The sequence below is a fragment of the Paenibacillus sp. JZ16 genome (assembly GCF_015326965.1).
GTDB lineage: Bacteria > Bacillota > Bacilli > Paenibacillales > Paenibacillaceae > Paenibacillus_AQ.
On the sequence record NZ_CP017659.1, the window covers coordinates 4,400,673 to 4,416,569 of the forward strand.

General features: G+C 51.0%; 15 protein-coding genes. 14 read left to right on the forward strand and 1 reads right to left on the reverse strand.

The genetic code is table 11. The features are described from left to right. The first annotated feature begins 85 nt into the window (after window positions 1-85). The 8 genes from yabG to BJP58_RS20035 all read left to right on the forward strand — a co-directional run bounded on the left by yabG (window position 86) and on the right by BJP58_RS20035 (window position 6,947). Window positions 86-988: a sporulation peptidase YabG gene (yabG, locus tag BJP58_RS20000; protein ID WP_071221088.1), complete on the forward strand. Its 903-nt coding sequence runs from the start codon at window positions 86-88 to the stop codon at window positions 986-988. A gap of 289 nt (window positions 989-1,277) precedes the next feature. Beyond that, window positions 1,278-1,553, forward strand: a complete 276-nt coding sequence (gene veg, locus BJP58_RS20005) for a biofilm formation stimulator Veg (protein ID WP_006207415.1) — start codon at window positions 1,278-1,280, stop codon at window positions 1,551-1,553. A gap of 234 nt (window positions 1,554-1,787) precedes the next feature. Continuing rightward, a complete protein-coding gene (locus BJP58_RS20010) occupies window positions 1,788-1,970 on the forward strand; it encodes a small, acid-soluble spore protein, alpha/beta type (protein ID WP_009591920.1) in 183 nt (60 codons plus the stop codon). Between the two features lie 178 nt (window positions 1,971-2,148). Beyond that, complete coding sequence (gene ispE, locus BJP58_RS20015) at window positions 2,149-3,003, forward strand: 4-(cytidine 5'-diphospho)-2-C-methyl-D-erythritol kinase (protein ID WP_194540296.1); 855 nt, start codon at window positions 2,149-2,151, stop codon at window positions 3,001-3,003. A 109-nt stretch (window positions 3,004-3,112) separates the two neighbouring features. Next, window positions 3,113-3,940 (forward strand): pur operon repressor, encoded by an 828-nt coding sequence (purR, locus tag BJP58_RS20020; protein WP_071221086.1) that lies wholly within the window; start codon window positions 3,113-3,115, stop codon window positions 3,938-3,940. Window positions 3,941-4,123: 183 nt separating this feature from the next. After that, window positions 4,124-4,408 carry a septation regulator SpoVG gene (gene spoVG, locus BJP58_RS20025; protein ID WP_006207419.1) on the forward strand — a complete coding sequence of 95 codons (285 nt, stop codon included), beginning with the start codon at window positions 4,124-4,126 and terminating at the stop codon, window positions 4,406-4,408. A 109-nt stretch (window positions 4,409-4,517) separates the two neighbouring features. Further along, window positions 4,518-5,912: a bifunctional UDP-N-acetylglucosamine diphosphorylase/glucosamine-1-phosphate N-acetyltransferase GlmU gene (gene glmU / locus BJP58_RS20030; protein ID WP_194540297.1), complete on the forward strand. Its 1,395-nt coding sequence runs from the start codon at window positions 4,518-4,520 to the stop codon at window positions 5,910-5,912. 81 nt (window positions 5,913-5,993) lie between these two features. Next, on the forward strand, window positions 5,994-6,947 hold the full coding sequence (locus BJP58_RS20035; protein ID WP_006207421.1) for a ribose-phosphate diphosphokinase: 954 nt from the start codon (window positions 5,994-5,996) through the stop codon (window positions 6,945-6,947). Between the two features lie 156 nt (window positions 6,948-7,103). Here BJP58_RS20035 and BJP58_RS20040 read toward each other — a convergent pair whose 3' ends face one another. Then, complete coding sequence (locus tag BJP58_RS20040; RefSeq protein ID WP_071221084.1) at window positions 7,104-7,304, reverse strand: hypothetical protein; 201 nt, start codon at window positions 7,302-7,304, stop codon at window positions 7,104-7,106. Between the two features lie 107 nt (window positions 7,305-7,411). Here BJP58_RS20040 and pth point away from each other — a divergent pair, with 107 nt between their 5' ends. The 6 genes from pth (at window position 7,412) to BJP58_RS20070 (ending at window position 15,838) form a co-directional block, all read left to right on the forward strand. After that, window positions 7,412-7,975: an aminoacyl-tRNA hydrolase gene (pth, locus tag BJP58_RS20045; RefSeq protein WP_076326543.1), complete on the forward strand. Its 564-nt coding sequence runs from the start codon at window positions 7,412-7,414 to the stop codon at window positions 7,973-7,975. A 101-nt stretch (window positions 7,976-8,076) separates the two neighbouring features. Continuing rightward, on the forward strand, window positions 8,077-8,307 hold the full coding sequence (locus BJP58_RS20050; protein ID WP_006207424.1) for an anti-sigma-F factor Fin family protein: 231 nt from the start codon (window positions 8,077-8,079) through the stop codon (window positions 8,305-8,307). Between the two features lie 186 nt (window positions 8,308-8,493). Beyond that, a complete protein-coding gene (gene mfd, locus BJP58_RS20055) occupies window positions 8,494-12,021 on the forward strand; it encodes a transcription-repair coupling factor (protein WP_194540298.1) in 3,528 nt (1,175 codons plus the stop codon). Next, window positions 12,005-13,090 carry a peptidylprolyl isomerase gene (locus BJP58_RS20060; RefSeq protein WP_194540299.1) on the forward strand — a complete coding sequence of 362 codons (1,086 nt, stop codon included), beginning with the start codon at window positions 12,005-12,007 and terminating at the stop codon, window positions 13,088-13,090. The genes mfd and BJP58_RS20060 overlap by 17 nt, the downstream gene beginning before the upstream one ends. Window positions 13,091-13,416: 326 nt before the next feature. Beyond that, window positions 13,417-13,959: a stage V sporulation protein T gene (gene spoVT, locus BJP58_RS20065; RefSeq protein ID WP_071221080.1), complete on the forward strand. Its 543-nt coding sequence runs from the start codon at window positions 13,417-13,419 to the stop codon at window positions 13,957-13,959. A gap of 199 nt (window positions 13,960-14,158) precedes the next feature. Then, window positions 14,159-15,838 (forward strand): putative polysaccharide biosynthesis protein, encoded by a 1,680-nt coding sequence (locus tag BJP58_RS20070; protein WP_194540300.1) that lies wholly within the window; start codon window positions 14,159-14,161, stop codon window positions 15,836-15,838. Window positions 15,839-15,897 lie beyond the last annotated feature (59 nt).

Genomic DNA, 15,897 nt, shown 5'->3' on the forward strand with positions numbered 1-15,897 from the left:
GCGGAAGGTCTCGACGCGATAAATTGATGTTTCCAAGAACCAATAGTCACAGTGGCCCATACCATAGGGTAGGGGTGATGTTGTGATGAACTTGGGAGACTTGGTCGTTCGTAAATCCTACGGCGGCGATGTAACGTTCCGGGTAGAAGGCATGCGGCAAAATAACAATATCGTCATCAAAGGGACGGAATTCCGGTTACTGGCCGATGCTCCCGTTGATGATCTGGTCACGGTCCCGCATCCCACCTTAAGCGAACGAACAAAGCAGGCACAGATCAAAGCCAATGAGTCGCTGGACCGCCTGCAGAAGCACAGACAGGAGCAGAGCGAGCGTCAACTGGCCAGCCTGCGCAATATCGAAGGCGGCCAGCTTGCGGATAAAGGATATTTTGACGTGCCGGGCAAAGTGCTGCATTTGGATGGGGATCCCCAATACCTGAAGAAGAGTTTGACCTTGTATAATCAGCTTCGGGTCCCAGCGGAAGGCCATTATATCAATGAGTCGGGGATGGCCGATTCATTATATCGTCTTCTTCCGCGGGTAAGACCTGATATCGTGGTAATTACAGGTCATGATGGAGTTCTGAAGAGACGACAGCCATACGATTTATATAGCCTGGACAGCTATAAAAATTCACACAACTTTGTCACGGCCATTCAGGTAGCACGTCAATATGAGCGGAATCTGGATTCCCTGGTCATTGTAGCCGGAGCGTGCCAATCGCATTTTGAAGCGCTGCTGCAGGCAGGAGCCAATTTTGCCAGCTCGCCGGGGCGAATCCTCATTCATGCCCTGGATCCCGTCTACGTTGCCGCCAAGGCAGCCTATACGTCGGTCAGGGATACCGTGAACATTCATGATGTCGTTCATCATACGATCAGCGGCAGCCAGGGCGTGGGCGGAATCGAGACGAGAGGCAGCTACCGGATCGGTCTGCCCAAGCTGCAGGATTTGTCCACATTGAAGGTTACGCCTTCGGTCAGTTAGGCTCATACTGTGTGCTGAAAGAGGCTTATCGGCCGTTGAGGAAAGACCCGAGAAGAACCCCACAAGCTGGGGTTTTTTATTTTTTGTTTCAATTCTTTAAGAATGTTGTCAAAAAAAATACATAAAGCTTGTCAATTTAGCACATATTAAAGCAAATGCACACGAGAAATACAGGGTCAAAAAAAATACGTTGACAATATATTTTTGATGCTGATATAATTAATGTTTTTGAATTGACAAATGACTGAATCTTTTGTATAATGGACAAGGAAAGAGGTGGTCGTCGACAATGGCTAAAAACGCGCTGTTGGAAATCAAACGCAGTCTCGATGCCCATTTAGGGCAAAAAATTACGCTTCGGGCTAACGGTGGCCGTCGGAAGACCGTCGAGCGTACTGGTGTTTTGGAAGAAACGTACCCTTCTGTTTTCATTGTGAAGCTGGATCAAGACCAGCAAACTTTTAAACGTGTGTCCTACAGTTATGCCGATATTCTGACCGAAACCGTGGAAATCATGGTAACCGGTGATGACAACGAGATGCGAATCACCTATATCAAGTCATAACGATATGTCATGAGAGAGCAGTCTCCACTTACAGGGAGGCTGTTTTTTGTTGCCATCGAACCGGGGAGAATGACAAGCGAAAATTAAACGCATACTAAGGCTGCGCGAGGCCTTCTTTATCCGTTCCATATGCGGAGATGGAGGTTAAGCTTGCAGGGGGGCGTAAAAGGTCACTGCATCGCGCCGGATGCTGTTCATGCCATACTCAATACATTTTCCAAGGAGGCGGGATTGATGAGCAGGAGAAGACGAAGCATTATGTCCGATCAATTGAAGACCGAATTGGCTAAGGAATTGGGATTCTACGATACCGTGGAAAAAGAAGGCTGGGGAGGCATTAAGGCCAAGGATGCCGGCAACATGGTAAAACGGGCGATTGAGCTCGCCGAGCGGGCAGCCCGCAAATCCGATCTGTAAGAGAAAGACCATAACGCGGCAGGGGCTTCCGGTTAAGCGGAAGCCCCTGTTTGTTTACCTCCATCAAACGGTCCCATGACTTCAAAGCCTGAGTTTGTTAATATAGAGGCATTAGATGTTTTTCCTCGAATATGTTAAGTTCAAGCATATGGGAAAAGCTAAGGATAGGTGAACGTTCTTGAAAATATACGAAAAAGCACCGGCCAAAATCAATTTGATGCTGGATGTACTTCATAAACGTCCTGACGGCTTTCATGAGGTAGAGATGGTCATGACGATGATCGACCTCGCCGATCGGCTCGAAATGTCCGAACAGAAGCGGGACACCATCATCATCACCTCACAGGCAGGGTACATACCGTTGGACGAGAAGAATTTGGCCTTTCAGGCAGCAAGACTAATTAAAGAGCGCTACGACGTGAAACAGGGTGTACATATTCACCTGGACAAAAAAATTCCCGTTGCCGCTGGACTGGCAGGAGGCAGCAGTGATGCAGCGGCAACACTGCGCGGCTTGAACCGCCTCTGGGGACTGGGTATCCCCCAGGAGGAGCTGCTCGCGCTGGGGGCAGAGCTCGGCTCGGATGTGCCGTTCTGCGTAACGGGCGGCACCGCACTGGCTACAGGGCGCGGCGAGGTACTCACGCCGATCCCGAATCCGCCGCAGTGCTGGGTGATCGTGGCGAAGCCGCCGATCAACGTGTCGACGGCGGAAGTGTACGGACGTTTGCGCAGCGAGCAGATTCAGCGCCACCCATCGGCAGAGCGCATGGTAGAGGCGCTTACGCAAGGCAACTTCCAGCAGATGTGTCAATCGCTGGGTAACGTTCTGGAGGAGGTTACCTTGAAGATGCACCCGGAAGTTCAGCAGCTGAAGGAAGGAATGCTGAAATTGGGAGCTGACGGCGCGCTCATGTCCGGAAGCGGTCCTACGGTCTTCGGCTTGGTCTCCAAGGAATCCAAGGTAGCCCGGATTTACAATGGCCTGCGGGGATTCTGCAAGGAAGTGTATGCCGTTCGCCTGCTGACTTAGAAACGGTTATGTTTGACAATTCGGGGTCGAATTTCAAACAAAGTTGTATAAATACGTACAAAGGTGTTATATTTAACATATAATATTCGGATTTAGCGAGGAACCCTAGGTGAAAAAATTAAAACGAAGCGAACGATTGGTCGATATGACCCAATATTTACTATCTAAACCGCATACGCTGATTCCGCTGACGACGTTCGCCGAGCGATATGGAGCAGCCAAGTCATCCATCAGTGAGGATTTGGCGATTATTAAGGACGTGTTCGAGAGTGAGGGACTCGGAGAGCTCCAGACCCTGGCCGGCGCAGCGGGAGGAGTCAGATACATTCCGAAGCTGCGCAAAGATCATGCCTTGCGGTTTGCGGAGGAGCTGTGCCAGCAGCTTCAGCAATCAGATCGGATTTTGCCGGGCGGATATTTGTACATGTCTGATCTGCTTGGACAACCTTCGCTGATGAACGAGGCGGGCAAGATCATTGCCACGGCGTTCGCCGACCGGGATATCGATGTGGTCATGACCGTAGAGACCAAAGGGATTCCACTGGCTTATGCGACAGCGGCCCAACTGAACCTGCCGGTCGTACTAGTTCGCCGGGACCATCAAGTGACCGAAGGGTCGGCCGTAAGCATCAATTATGTGTCGGGCTCGCACAAGAGCATCCATACCATGTCATTATCCCGCCGGGCGCTCAAGGAACGCTCCCGCGTGCTGATCGTGGATGATTTTATGAAGGCAGGCGGGACCATTCAGGGAATGGTTGACCTGCTGGGTGAATTTAATGCTGAAGTCGCAGGTGTCGGTGTGCTGGTAGAGTCGGGAGCGGTGGAAACCGAGGAAAGACTTCTGGAGGACTATATTTCACTGGCCATCTTAAGCGATGTGGACTCCAAAACGAAGAGAATTACCGTCAACCCTGGTAATTATTTCGAAAAATAGAGTCGCGATATTTGTCGATATAATAGCGTTTTCATTCGAATTAGCCCGAAGTCTGTCGAAAATATCACATTCTAAAAAAAATTCCTGTTTTTAGGACATTTTGTATTAGAAAAAAGAAGGATTTCTGGTTTGCTGTGTGGAATTATACACCAAGTCTCTGATGGAAAAAGGTGGTGAACACATATGCAAATTACGGATGTCAGACTCCGCCGTGTTAACTCTGAGGGGAGAATGAAGGCAATCGCATCCATTACCATCGATAATGAATTTGTCGTTCACGACATTCGCGTCATCGACGGAAACAATGGAATGTTTGTTGCAATGCCGAGCAAACGCACTCCTGATGGAGAATTCCGCGACATTGCCCATCCCATTTCTTCCGGTACTCGCGAGAAAATTCAATCGGCTGTATTGGCCGAGTATGAGCGAGCGGCTACTGAAGAAGAAGTGATTGAAGAAGGCGCTTAAGATTTACAATTGGGGTTCAAGGAAAAGAGAGCCATACCTGTGGCTCTCTTTTCTTTTTTGTAGAATGATATATATTCAGTAGTGAGTTCAAGAGGAGGAGGCATGGCCCTTGAAAAGATTTGCTATTGTGCTCGCCGCTGGGCAGGGCAAACGTATGAAATCCAAACTATATAAAGTGCTGCATCCTGTTTGTGGCAAGCCGATGGTCGGACATGTATTGCAAACCGTACAACAGGTAAACTGTGAACGCAGTGTTGTGGTCGTAGGCCACGGCGCGGAAGCGGTTCGCACCTATCTGCAAGACGCAGCCGAGTATGTACTGCAGGAGCAGCAGCTCGGAACGGGTCACGCCGTGAAGCAAGCCAAGGAATTACTTGGCGGCGAAGAAGGCTCCACGATTGTCATTTGCGGGGATACTCCTCTGGTGACGTCCGAGACACTGGAGAATCTTTTGAAGCTGCATGAGAGCAACAATGCGGCCGCTACGGTGCTTACCGCGCATATGGATAACCCGAAAGGCTACGGCCGGGTCATTCGAGGCGAGGATGGCAGCGCACTTCGGATTGTTGAGCAGAAAGATTGCAGTCCGGAAGAGGACGCCGTCACTGAAATTAATACCGGTACCTATTGTTTTGACAATAAAAAGCTATTTGCTGCACTGGACAATGTAACCAACCAGAATGCGCAGCAGGAATATTACCTGACCGATTGCATCGGTATTCTGAAACAAGCCGGCGAGACCGTGCTTGCTTATCAGACGGATGATTACGCGGAATCGATTGGCGTCAACGACCGTCTGGCGCTGTCGGAAGCCGAAGGCTTCATGAGAGAACGCATCAACCGCACGCACATGTTGAACGGTGTTACGATCATTGACCCGTCATCAACCTATATCGGGGCTGATGTTAAGATTGGTTCAGATACCGTGCTCTATCCCGGTACCGTCCTGAAAGGAAATACGGTGATCGGTGAAGATTGCGTGATAGGACCGGATTCCGATATCGAGGATTCCGTTATTGCGGATGGTGCCAGCGTCAAACATTCGGTGCTCAGCAGTGCTGAAGTCGGCTCTCGGACCTCTGTAGGACCGTATGCTTATCTTCGTCCAGGCGCCAAGCTGGGGGATGATGTAAAGGTGGGGGACTTCGTTGAAGTGAAGAACGCCACGATTGATAACGGCTCTAAAGTATCTCATCTCAGTTATGTGGGTGATGCCAAAGTCGGCAAAAACGTTAATATCGGCTGCGGTGCGATTACAGTCAACTATGATGGTTATAATAAGTCCATTACCGAAATTGAAGATGATGCATTTATCGGCAGTAATGTGAATTTGATTGCACCGGTGAAGGTGGGCAAAGGCGCATTCGTTGTTGCAGGCTCTACCATAACGGATTCCGTTTCGGATAATGATCTGGCCATCGCCAGACAGCGTCAGGAGAACAAGCCAGGGTACGCAGAGAAGATCCGGGAACGCGCTATCGCCAAGAAGAACAAGAAATCGTAATTATCCCTGCTTCCTTTACCAAGATATGAAGCGGTGATCGGATACCTAATTCAACGAACCAGCACGGAGGGTTTTTATTCTATGACTTATCTTGATTCTAAATTAAAAATATTCACGTGTAATTCCAATCCTAAACTTGCCCATCAAATCGCCGATTATATCGGCATTCCGATGGGGGAATCGCATACAACCAGCTTTAGCGACGGCGAGATTCAAGTAAAGCTCTCCGAGAGCGTGCGGGGCTGCCATGTTTATATTGTGCAGTCCACCTGCTTGCCGGTGAATGATAACCTGATGGAACTGCTGGTTATGGTGGATGCGCTCAAGCGGGCATCCGCGAAGAGCATCAACGTGGTTATTCCGTATTACGGATATGCCCGTCAAGACCGCAAAGCGCGTTCGCGGGATCCGATCACCGCTAAGCTGGTTGCGAATCTGATCGAAAAAGCAGGAGCTCATCGTGTCATTACGATGGACCTGCATGCGATGCAGATTCAGGGATTTTTCGATATTCCGGTGGATCATCTGCTCGGGGTGCCGATTCTTGCCCAATATTTCCGTTCAAAGCAGATCGAGAACCCTGTCGTTGTATCTCCGGATCATGGCGGTGTCGTTCGCGCGAGAAAGCTTGCTGATTTCCTGAATGCACCGCTGGCGATTATCGATAAACGCCGCCCTGAGCCGAATGTCAGTGAAGTCATGAACATTATCGGGAATATCGAAGGCAAGACCGCCATTCTGATTGATGACATTATCGATACCGCCGGTACGATTGTGCTGGGTGCCAATGCGTTGATGGAAGGCGGCGTTAAGGAAGTCTACGCGTGCTGTACACATCCGGTTCTCTCGGGCCCTGCCCATGAGCGCCTGGAAAACTCCCCGCTGAAGGAAGTTGTTGTAACAGACACCATTCCGATCACCAATCCGAACCCGAGCAGCAAGCTGACGGTATTGTCGGTTGCTCCGTTGATGGGTGAAGCCATCATCCGGGTTCATGAGGAACTGTCGATTAGTAAATTGTTTGAAATAGAATAATAAACCGTGTAAAGGCAGGGTTACATCTCCTCATAAGGAGATGTAACCCTTGTCGGCTATGGCGACTTTGTAGCTTGGGTTAAGCAAGAGCAGGTGAACAGCCTGGGAGAAAACGTTTTCATAATTTCAGCCTGATAATACGTGCTGCGTAGGCTATCAATATCCGGGCCTGGAGATGAAAGTGAACGTGTTCCGGTTGTATAGCGTCCCCTCAAGCTCGACAAAGTAGGCGTCGACTGCAGTGATCAGACCCACGTCGATGTGACAACCCAGTTCATAGACTTGAACAGGGATGCCATGCTTCATATGGTATTGAAAATGACTGTGGTGCGTTAATTTCTGTTCGAAAGCTTTCAATGCCGATTCACCTTCTTATGAGGGCATAACGCCGATAGGTTTTGTTCATATTGTACTCAGAAATGCGCAAAGAAGAAAGTATAAATCGTGAAAGGAATCAACCTGTGATGAAATGGATTGTCGGACTGGGCAACCCCGGTTCAAATTATGAGAAGACACGCCATAATGTTGGGTTCATGGCGCTGGATGCTCTGGCAGAGCGACACGGCATGAAGTTTAATCAGAATAAATGCAAATCGGTCATCGCGGAAGGGATGATTGGTGGCACTAAAACGGTCCTGATCAAACCGATGACGTTCATGAATCTTTCAGGCGAGGCCGTGCGTGCTTATATGGATTATTATAAAGTGAGTCTTGAGGACATGATTGTGGTCTATGATGATTTGGATACCGTCGTCGGTAAGATCCGCCTGCGATATCAGGGCAGTGCCGGAGGACATAATGGCATTAAATCCATTATTCAGCATACCGGGACGCAGAGCTTCAACCGCGTCCGAATGGGCATATCGAGGCCTGAGCCAGGTTATGCCATTGTGGATTATGTGCTGGGTACATTTCCGAAGAAAGAACGCGAACAGCTGCAGAGCATGGTTGAGGAGACCTGTGACGCGCTGGAATTCAGTCTGGATCATACCTTTGAGCAGACGATGGCGAAGTTCAACAAGTCCTAGAGAAGCATTATAGGATGGAAGCAACCTGCCGGAAGATCGAAGTCTTAAACGAGGGAATTCCGGGCATACTGAAGGTATATACGACCTTCAGGAGGCATATGATGGCGATAACCTATGTTTGCAGACACTGTCGGGCTTTTCAGGGCCGCATCGATTCCAATCACGTATCCGAAGCCCGTCTCGGATTTGATTCCTTGACCCCTGAGGAACGCAAGGATATAATAGCCTATGATTTTAACGGAGAAGTGATGGTCCGGGTAACCTGCGATCATTGCAGAGAAGCCCTCGAAGCCCATCCGGAACTTAGCCTTTTGGCAAATCCCCTGCAATGAGAGTATAATGGGGTTAACGACGTTTTTTGGTAGAAGACATACAGCGGCAGGCCCTGCCGCTGCTCTAGCCTTGGCAGTTTTGCTCAAGGCTTCTTTTCGGTTATAATTTTTTGGCAATCGTCTAAAATTCCATGAGAAATAGAGTCTAGGAAATTCATTTCTTTTGCATAAGAGAGGTGCCCCCTTTTGTTACAAGCACTTATTGATGTATTTTCGAAGGATTCGGACTTCAAATCCATAACCGCTGGCGTTCAAGCCGGCATGAGGGAGCAATTGATCTCCGGTCTTTCCGGGTCGTCCAGACAGATCTTAATGGCTGCATTGCACCAGGACCAGCAGCGCCCGCTGCTCGTGGTCACTCATAATATGTTTTCAGCCCAGAAAATTGCGGATGATTTACAGGAAGCGCTCTCACCGGATCAAGTGTTATTATACCCGGCGAATGAGCTGGTAGCAGCCGAGTCGGCCGTTTCAAGCCCCGAGACTCTGGCGCAGCGGATTGATGTTCTCGTCCGTTGTGCAAGAGGCTTCCGGGGTATTGTCGTTGCGCCATTTTCCGGCGTGCGTCGCCTGCTTCCCGCTCCCGAAGTGATGTCCGATGCCCGAATCGTGCTCCATGACGGCGGTACACTCGTGCTGGAATCCTTTCTGAACCAGATGATCGAGATGGGATATGAACGGGTGGAGCGCGTCGAGAGCCGCGGCGAGATGAGTGTCCGCGGCGGTATCATCGATTTTTATCCGATGACAACGACCATGGCGTACCGCGTAGAACTGTTTGATGAGGATATCGACTCGATTCGTACCTTCGACCCGGCGGATCAGCGCTCGATTGATAAGGTCCGGGAAGTCACCATTACACCATGCAAGGAAATTATTGCCGATTCGGAGCGGCTTAGTCGCACAGCTGATACGGTGGCCCGTCTGCTGGAGACGCAGCTCGAACGCATGAGTGATCGTCAGGCCAAGCTCCGTTTGCGGGACGAAATACACCGGGAAGTTGAGATGCTGCGCGAGCGGATGTATTTCCCTGAAATCTATAAATATATCTCCCTGTTGTATCCGGAGAAGACCAATTTATATGATTACTTGCCGAAGGATACGATTCTGATTATGGATGAGCCTGCTCGCCTGTTAGAAACAGCCAAGCAGCTGGAGCGGGATGAAGCGGAATGGAATTTGCATCTGATGCAAAATGGCAAATCGCTGCCGGATCTGCCGCTGTCGCTGGATACGGAAGAACTGATCTACCAGCATCCCTACCAGAGCCTGTTGATCTCCATCTTCCTGCGTCAGGTGCCAAGAATGCAGCCGCAAAATATCGTCAATATGATTACGCGCGGCATGCAGGATTTCCATGGACAGATGAACGTGCTCAAGGCCGAGATGGAACGCTGGAAGAAGTCGGGCGTTCAGGTCATGATGCTGGCAGGCGATGCAGAGCGGATGGACCGTATGCGGCGGGTGTTGCTGGACTATGGCATCGAAGAACCGGTGATGTATGAAGGGCATTTGCAAAATGGCTTCGAGATGCCTTCGGTCCATGCTGCTATTATTACAGAGAGTGAGATGTTCTCCTCGAAGCAGCGTAAAACACGCAAAACCACGAAGAATATGGACAACGCCGAGCGCATCAAGAGTTATACGGAGCTCAAAGTCGGCGACTATGTGGTGCATCAAAACCACGGTATTGGGAAATATATGGGGATCGGGACGCTCGAAATCAACGGAATCCATAAGGACTACATGCATATTTTGTATGCCGGGGGCGATAAGCTGTCCGTTCCGATTGAGCAGATCGATCTCATTCAGAAATATGTCGGTTCCGAAGATAAGGAGCCGAAGGTTTACAAGCTGGGTGGAAATGAATGGACACGGGTTAAGAACAAGGTTCGTTCTTCCGTTCAGGATATCGCCGACGATCTGATCAAGCTGTATGCCGAGCGTCAGTCTGCGCCTGGATACGGTTTTGAGAAGGATACGTCGGAGCAGCAGGAATTCGAGGACATGTTCCCATATGATGAAACACCCGATCAGCTTCGGGCCATTACCGAAATCAAAAAAGACATGGAACAAAACCGACCGATGGACCGGCTCCTGTGCGGTGATGTCGGTTACGGGAAAACGGAAGTGGCGGTTCGAGCTGCCTTTAAAGCGGCGATCGAAGGGAAGCAGGTTGCGGTGCTGGTACCGACAACGATTTTGGCCCAGCAGCATTACGAGACGTTCCGGGAGCGCTTCGCCAATTATCCGATCAACATTCAGGTGCTGAGCCGTTTCCGGAGCCGTAAGGAGCAGAATGAGACGATCAAGAAAGTAAAGCAGGGCTCCGTCGATATTCTGATCGGAACGCATCGACTGCTGTCGCAGGATATTGTGTTCAAGGATCTGGGACTGCTGATCGTGGATGAAGAGCAGCGATTTGGCGTTACGCATAAGGAGAAATTGAAGAAGCTGAAGACCAATGTCGACGTGCTGACGCTGACGGCAACGCCGATTCCGCGCACGCTGCATATGTCGATGCTCGGTGTTCGGGATTTGTCCGTGATCGAGACACCGCCGGAGAATCGTTTTCCAGTGCAGACTTATGTCGTAGAGCATAGCCAGACCCTGGTGCGGGAAGCGATCGAGCGGGAGCTGGCCCGGGGCGGTCAAGTTTACTATCTTTACAACCGGGTTCAGGGCATTCAGGAGATGGCAGCCCAGATATCCATGCTGGTACCGGAGGCCCGAGTGGGTGTGGGACACGGCCAAATGTCGGAAACGGAACTGGAGAAGACCATTCTCGACTTCCTCGACGGCGAATACGACGTATTGGTGAGCACAAGCATTATTGAGACGGGCGTGGATATCCCGAATGTCAATACGCTTATCGTGCATGATGCGGACAAAATGGGCCTCTCCCAGCTGTATCAGCTGCGCGGACGCGTCGGACGTTCCAACCGAATCGCATATGCTTATTTCACGTACCAACGGGATAAGGTGTTGACCGAAGTGGCCGAGAAGCGGCTGCAGTCCATTAAAGAATTTACGGAGCTTGGCTCCGGATTCAAGATTGCGATGCGGGACCTGTCGATTCGCGGTGCGGGCAACCTGCTCGGAGCGGAGCAGCATGGTTTTATTGCTTCCGTCGGGTTCGATTTGTATTCACAAATGCTGGCGGAGGAGATTCAAAAGCGCAAAGTCAGCATGTTGGGTGAGCCGCCATTGCCATCGAAGGACTGGAACACCTCCATCGATCTGGGGATTGATGCTTACTTGCCGTCTGATTACATTTATGACAGCATCCAGAAGATCGAAATTTATAAAAAAGTGGCTGTCGTTTCGTCTATCGACGAATCGGCTGAGCTTGAGGACGAGCTGCTTGACCGCTTTGGCGAGCTGCCGCTTGCGGTAAGTAACCTGCTTGCCGTATCCCGCTTGAAGGTATATGGTCGTACGTACGGGATCGACTCCATCATCCAGCGCGGCGATGATGTGCTGCTGCAGTTTTATGAAGGGCAGGACAAAGCGATTGATACAACAGGGCTTGCGCAAATTGGAAATATGTTCGAAAGACGTGTACAATTTGAACAAGGGCCGACTATGGCCATTCGAATCAAAGGCAAGGGACTTTCCGATCAACAACTGCTAGAATTGCTGGAGCAATTCCTGGAGGCCGCAAAAGGGCCATTCAACCTGAAGGGAGAACTACAAAATGCCGTCAAGAAATAACAAGGCATGGAAGACGTTTATTGTATCCATCACAGCAGTACTATCCATGTCGATGATCGCTGCGTGCGGAAACGACAAGACTAAGGGAACCGAAGATGATAATAGCAAAGTTATCGTCAAATATAAGGGTGGAGAAATTACCGAGAAGGAATTTGATCTGGAACAGCGCATGATTCAGTTCATGTCCCCGGAATACGCCCAATTTTTACAAATGGATGAATTTAAGGAGTATTTGGCGAAACAGGGGGTAGCCTATGAATACCTGTACGCCAAAGCTGACGATAAAGCGAAGGAAGCTGCCGGGAAGCAAGCGGATGATTTGTTAAAGCAGCAGAAGAGCGGAATGGGCGAGGAGCAGTTTAAAGCTGCTCTGGAATCGCAGAAATTGACGGAAGACGACCTCAAAAATTATATGCTTCGCGTCATGACCGTCATGGAGCACGAGAAGAATCAGGTAAAAGAAGAGGATATCAAGAAGGAATTCGATGCGAACAAGAAGGATTATACCAACATTAGCGTTCGTCATGTCCTGATTGGTTTTAAAGATACCGAAGGCAAGGAGAGACCTGAGGGAGAGGCGCTCAAAATTGCCAAGGAAGTACAGTCCAAGCTGAATAAAGGGGAGGATTTTGCTGCTTTGGCGAAGGAATACTCCCAGGACCCGGGCTCCAAGGACAGCGGGGGTCTGTACGAGAACAAACCCGCAGGCAGCTGGGTGCCTCAATTCAAGGAAAAGGCCTTAACGCTGGAACTGAACAAAATCAGCGATCCGGTAGAAACCGATTACGGCTACCATGTCATGAAAGTGGAGAAGCGTGAGGAAGTGTCTTACGACAAACTGCCTGCCGATCAGAAGGAAGGCATTCGAAATGAGCTGGCTTCGGCGAAGATTGACAACTTCATGCAGAATGAGCTTAACGACCTGATTGAGAGCATGAATCTTCCGAAAAGCGAGAATGCGGACAAGCCTGCCGAGGGCACGGGAGACCAGAAGACAGACGGTACAACCGACAAACCGGCGGAAGGTGATCAAACACCGGATGCAGGCAAGGACGACACAGGTAAATAAGCCCGCAGACAAGCGGTCGGGCAATGATATTGTAATGCGTTGGGGCAATGCCGGATGTATGGCCAGCGCACGCAAGAAATGGTGGGATCTTCGAATCCATAACGTGCGAAATCGCGCGTTATGGATTTTTTCTCCCCTGACGTCAGTCTCTTTCGAATGATATTTATTTTGGATTTCGCAACCAACAGAGGGTAGATGATGTATAAGGAATTGGGAATGGATGAATACTATGGTCAGACATTAACTCTTATATACCTGGGGACATCCTCTTCCCGAATGGAACAGTAGTTGAAAAATCTTCTTATGAAAGTGGGGCAACAAGTGACATGAAAGCTACTGGTATCGTCCGCCGTATTGATGACCTCGGGCGCGTGGTCATTCCAAAAGAAATTAGACGCACACTGCGGATTCGCGAAGGCGACCCGCTGGAAATTTTCGTTGACCGGGATGGAGAAGTCATTCTGAAGAAATATTCACCGATCGGTGAGTTGGGTGATTTTGCGAAGGAATATGCAGAGTCCCTTTATGAGAGCACAGGTCACATCACGATCATATCGGACCGTGATACATTTATCGCCGTAGCAGGCGGCTCCAAGAAGGAGTATTTGGACAAGCCAATCGGCAACCTTCTGGAAAACTGCATGGAAAATCGCAAGACAGTGCTGGAAAGCAACAGCGGTACGTATGAGATCAGCAAAGACAATCCGGAAACTCTGTCCGCATTTGTCGCTGCGCCTATCATTGCTGGTGGAGACCCGATTGGCAGTGTTGTGCTGCTGAACAAGGATGAATCCGTGAACATGGGTGAGATGGAAGTGAAGATGTCTGAAACTGCTGCAGGCTTCCTCGGCAAGCAAATGGAACAGTAAGACGAGGACATGAATCCTTGGATGGAGACTCCCGCTGAACGTTGATCACAGGTCAATCGGCAGCTGGGAGTTTTTGTTGTCCGGTTTCTTTTTTTGTACCACGCTCACACCCTTGGTTATAATGATGTACATATGGCAGCATCTGAATGATGATGGGTCTATATTTACGGAAAAAGAAACTAGGGGATTGGAAGAGGATATGAAACCAGATCAAACAGGGGCAAGGCTTCTACAGGGAGCGTTTATTCTCAGTGCGGCCGCGCTTTTGTCCAAATTGATTGGCACACTGCAAAAAATACCGCTGCAAAATATGGGCGGGGATGCCGTCTTTGGCATCTACAATACGGTTTATCCGTTCTATATGATGATCATTACGATAGCGGCCGTCGGTTTCCCCGCAGCGGTCTCCAAATATGTGGCAGAATATGAGGCTGAAGGGCGCACAGAGGACGGTCATCGCCTGCTCCGCCTGTCATCCGCCTCGTTGGTGCTGTTCGGTCTGATTCTCGGCTTGCTGATGTATGTCTGCGCTCCGTGGATCGGGATGTGGATCGGAAGCAGTCAGGTTGTACCCGCCCTCCGCGCAGGCGCGTTGGCGCTGGCATTCGTGCCTTGGATGTCGGTCCTCCGCGGTTATTTTCAAGGGCTGCACAATATGGTGCCGACGGCGATTTCCCAGATTACGGAGCAAGTTGTCCGTGTCGGGGTTATGATTGTGCTGCTCCTTTACATGATACGGGCCGGCGCCGATTCCGACATGATTGCCGCCGGGGCCCTGCTAGGATCTGCTGCCGGTGGTGCTGCCGGTCTGGTGGTGATGGGAATCTACTGGCGCAAGCATCTCCGGGGAACTCGGAGTAAAGCACAAGGAAAAGTTGTCTACGGAATCAGAGCAGCGGGTATGAACGAAACGAGGATGCGTGCCGATGTATCTAGAGAGGGAGCAGGTGTTCTGCTTGGACGCCTGCTTGCTTATGGAATTCCGGTCTGTCTTAGTCTGCTCGCGGTTCCGCTGATTGGACTGGTGGATACCTTCACGGTGCCCCGGTTATTGACATCCGGCGGACTGGGCGAAGCAATGGCTATGGCAGAGTTTGGGGTCTATAACCGCGGACTGCCGCTTGTCCAGCTGGTTACGATGCTGGCTACTTCGTTGTCGGTTCTGTTTATCCCTGCCCTGGCAGAGGCCAAGTTCAAGGGAGAGTCCAGCCGGGTTGCAAGCCAAACCCGCATGGCCCTCCGCTGGTTTTGGCTGATCGGGATGACGGCTTCCGTAGGCTTGGCAGTGCTGGCTGAGCCGATTAACGTTATGCTGTACGAGGATGCCGCAGGAACGGTGACGATGCAGGTGATTGCCTTTACAGCCGCCGGGGGTACGCTGAGCACGATTACAGCCGCGCTGCTTCAAGGCATCGGCATTGTAAAGGCCCCGGCGGTTCATCTGCTGGCTGCGGCAGGGCTCAAGCTGCTGCTCAACCTGCTGCTGGTGCCGCAGTTTGGCATTACCGGCGCAGCTATCGCCGGCGTGGCCGCGCATCTGACCGCCGCCGCGCTCAACCTCGCGCTGCTCTCGCGAAGCGCCGGCGCCCGCCTTGACGCCGGCGGCATGCTTGCGAGGACGCTGCCGGTCCTCGCCGCGGTGGCGCTGGCCGCCTGGGCCGCAGGTGAGGCAGCTGGCGGCATTCTGGCGGCGGCCGGCTTCGCCCCAGGTCGCCTCACCCACGCGGCAGCGGGCCTGAGCGGCGTCGCGGCCGGATGCGGCGCCTTCCTTATCGGCGCCGCGCTCACGAAGCTCCTCACCGAGGAGGAGCTTCGGATGCTGCCGAAGGTCGGAAGACCACTGGCAGCCTTCTTGCGGGCCCTGCGTATGCTGCGCTGAACCGGGCCGATTGTGAGATGTTTGATCTTCTGTGCTATAGTAGTGTACGATAATGACGT

Excerpts from the sequence above, each read along its gene's own strand:
- veg (WP_006207415.1), top strand. The coding sequence starts at position 1,278 with ATGGCTAAAAACGCGCTGTTGGAAATCAAACGCAGTCTCGATGCCCAT.
- BJP58_RS20070 (WP_194540300.1), top strand. The coding sequence starts at position 14,159 with ATGAAACCAGATCAAACAGGGGCAAGGCTTCTACAGGGAGCGTTTATT.
- BJP58_RS20010 (WP_009591920.1), top strand. The coding sequence starts at position 1,788 with ATGAGCAGGAGAAGACGAAGCATTATGTCCGATCAATTGAAGACCGAA.
- BJP58_RS20035 (WP_006207421.1), top strand. The coding sequence starts at position 5,994 with ATGACTTATCTTGATTCTAAATTAAAAATATTCACGTGTAATTCCAAT.
- pth (WP_076326543.1), top strand. The coding sequence starts at position 7,412 with ATGAAATGGATTGTCGGACTGGGCAACCCCGGTTCAAATTATGAGAAG.
- BJP58_RS20050 (WP_006207424.1), top strand. The coding sequence starts at position 8,077 with ATGGCGATAACCTATGTTTGCAGACACTGTCGGGCTTTTCAGGGCCGC.
- BJP58_RS20060 (WP_194540299.1), top strand. The coding sequence starts at position 12,005 with ATGCCGTCAAGAAATAACAAGGCATGGAAGACGTTTATTGTATCCATC.
- yabG (WP_071221088.1), top strand. The coding sequence starts at position 86 with ATGAACTTGGGAGACTTGGTCGTTCGTAAATCCTACGGCGGCGATGTA.
- spoVG (WP_006207419.1), top strand. The coding sequence starts at position 4,124 with ATGCAAATTACGGATGTCAGACTCCGCCGTGTTAACTCTGAGGGGAGA.
- spoVT (WP_071221080.1), top strand. The coding sequence starts at position 13,417 with ATGAAAGCTACTGGTATCGTCCGCCGTATTGATGACCTCGGGCGCGTG.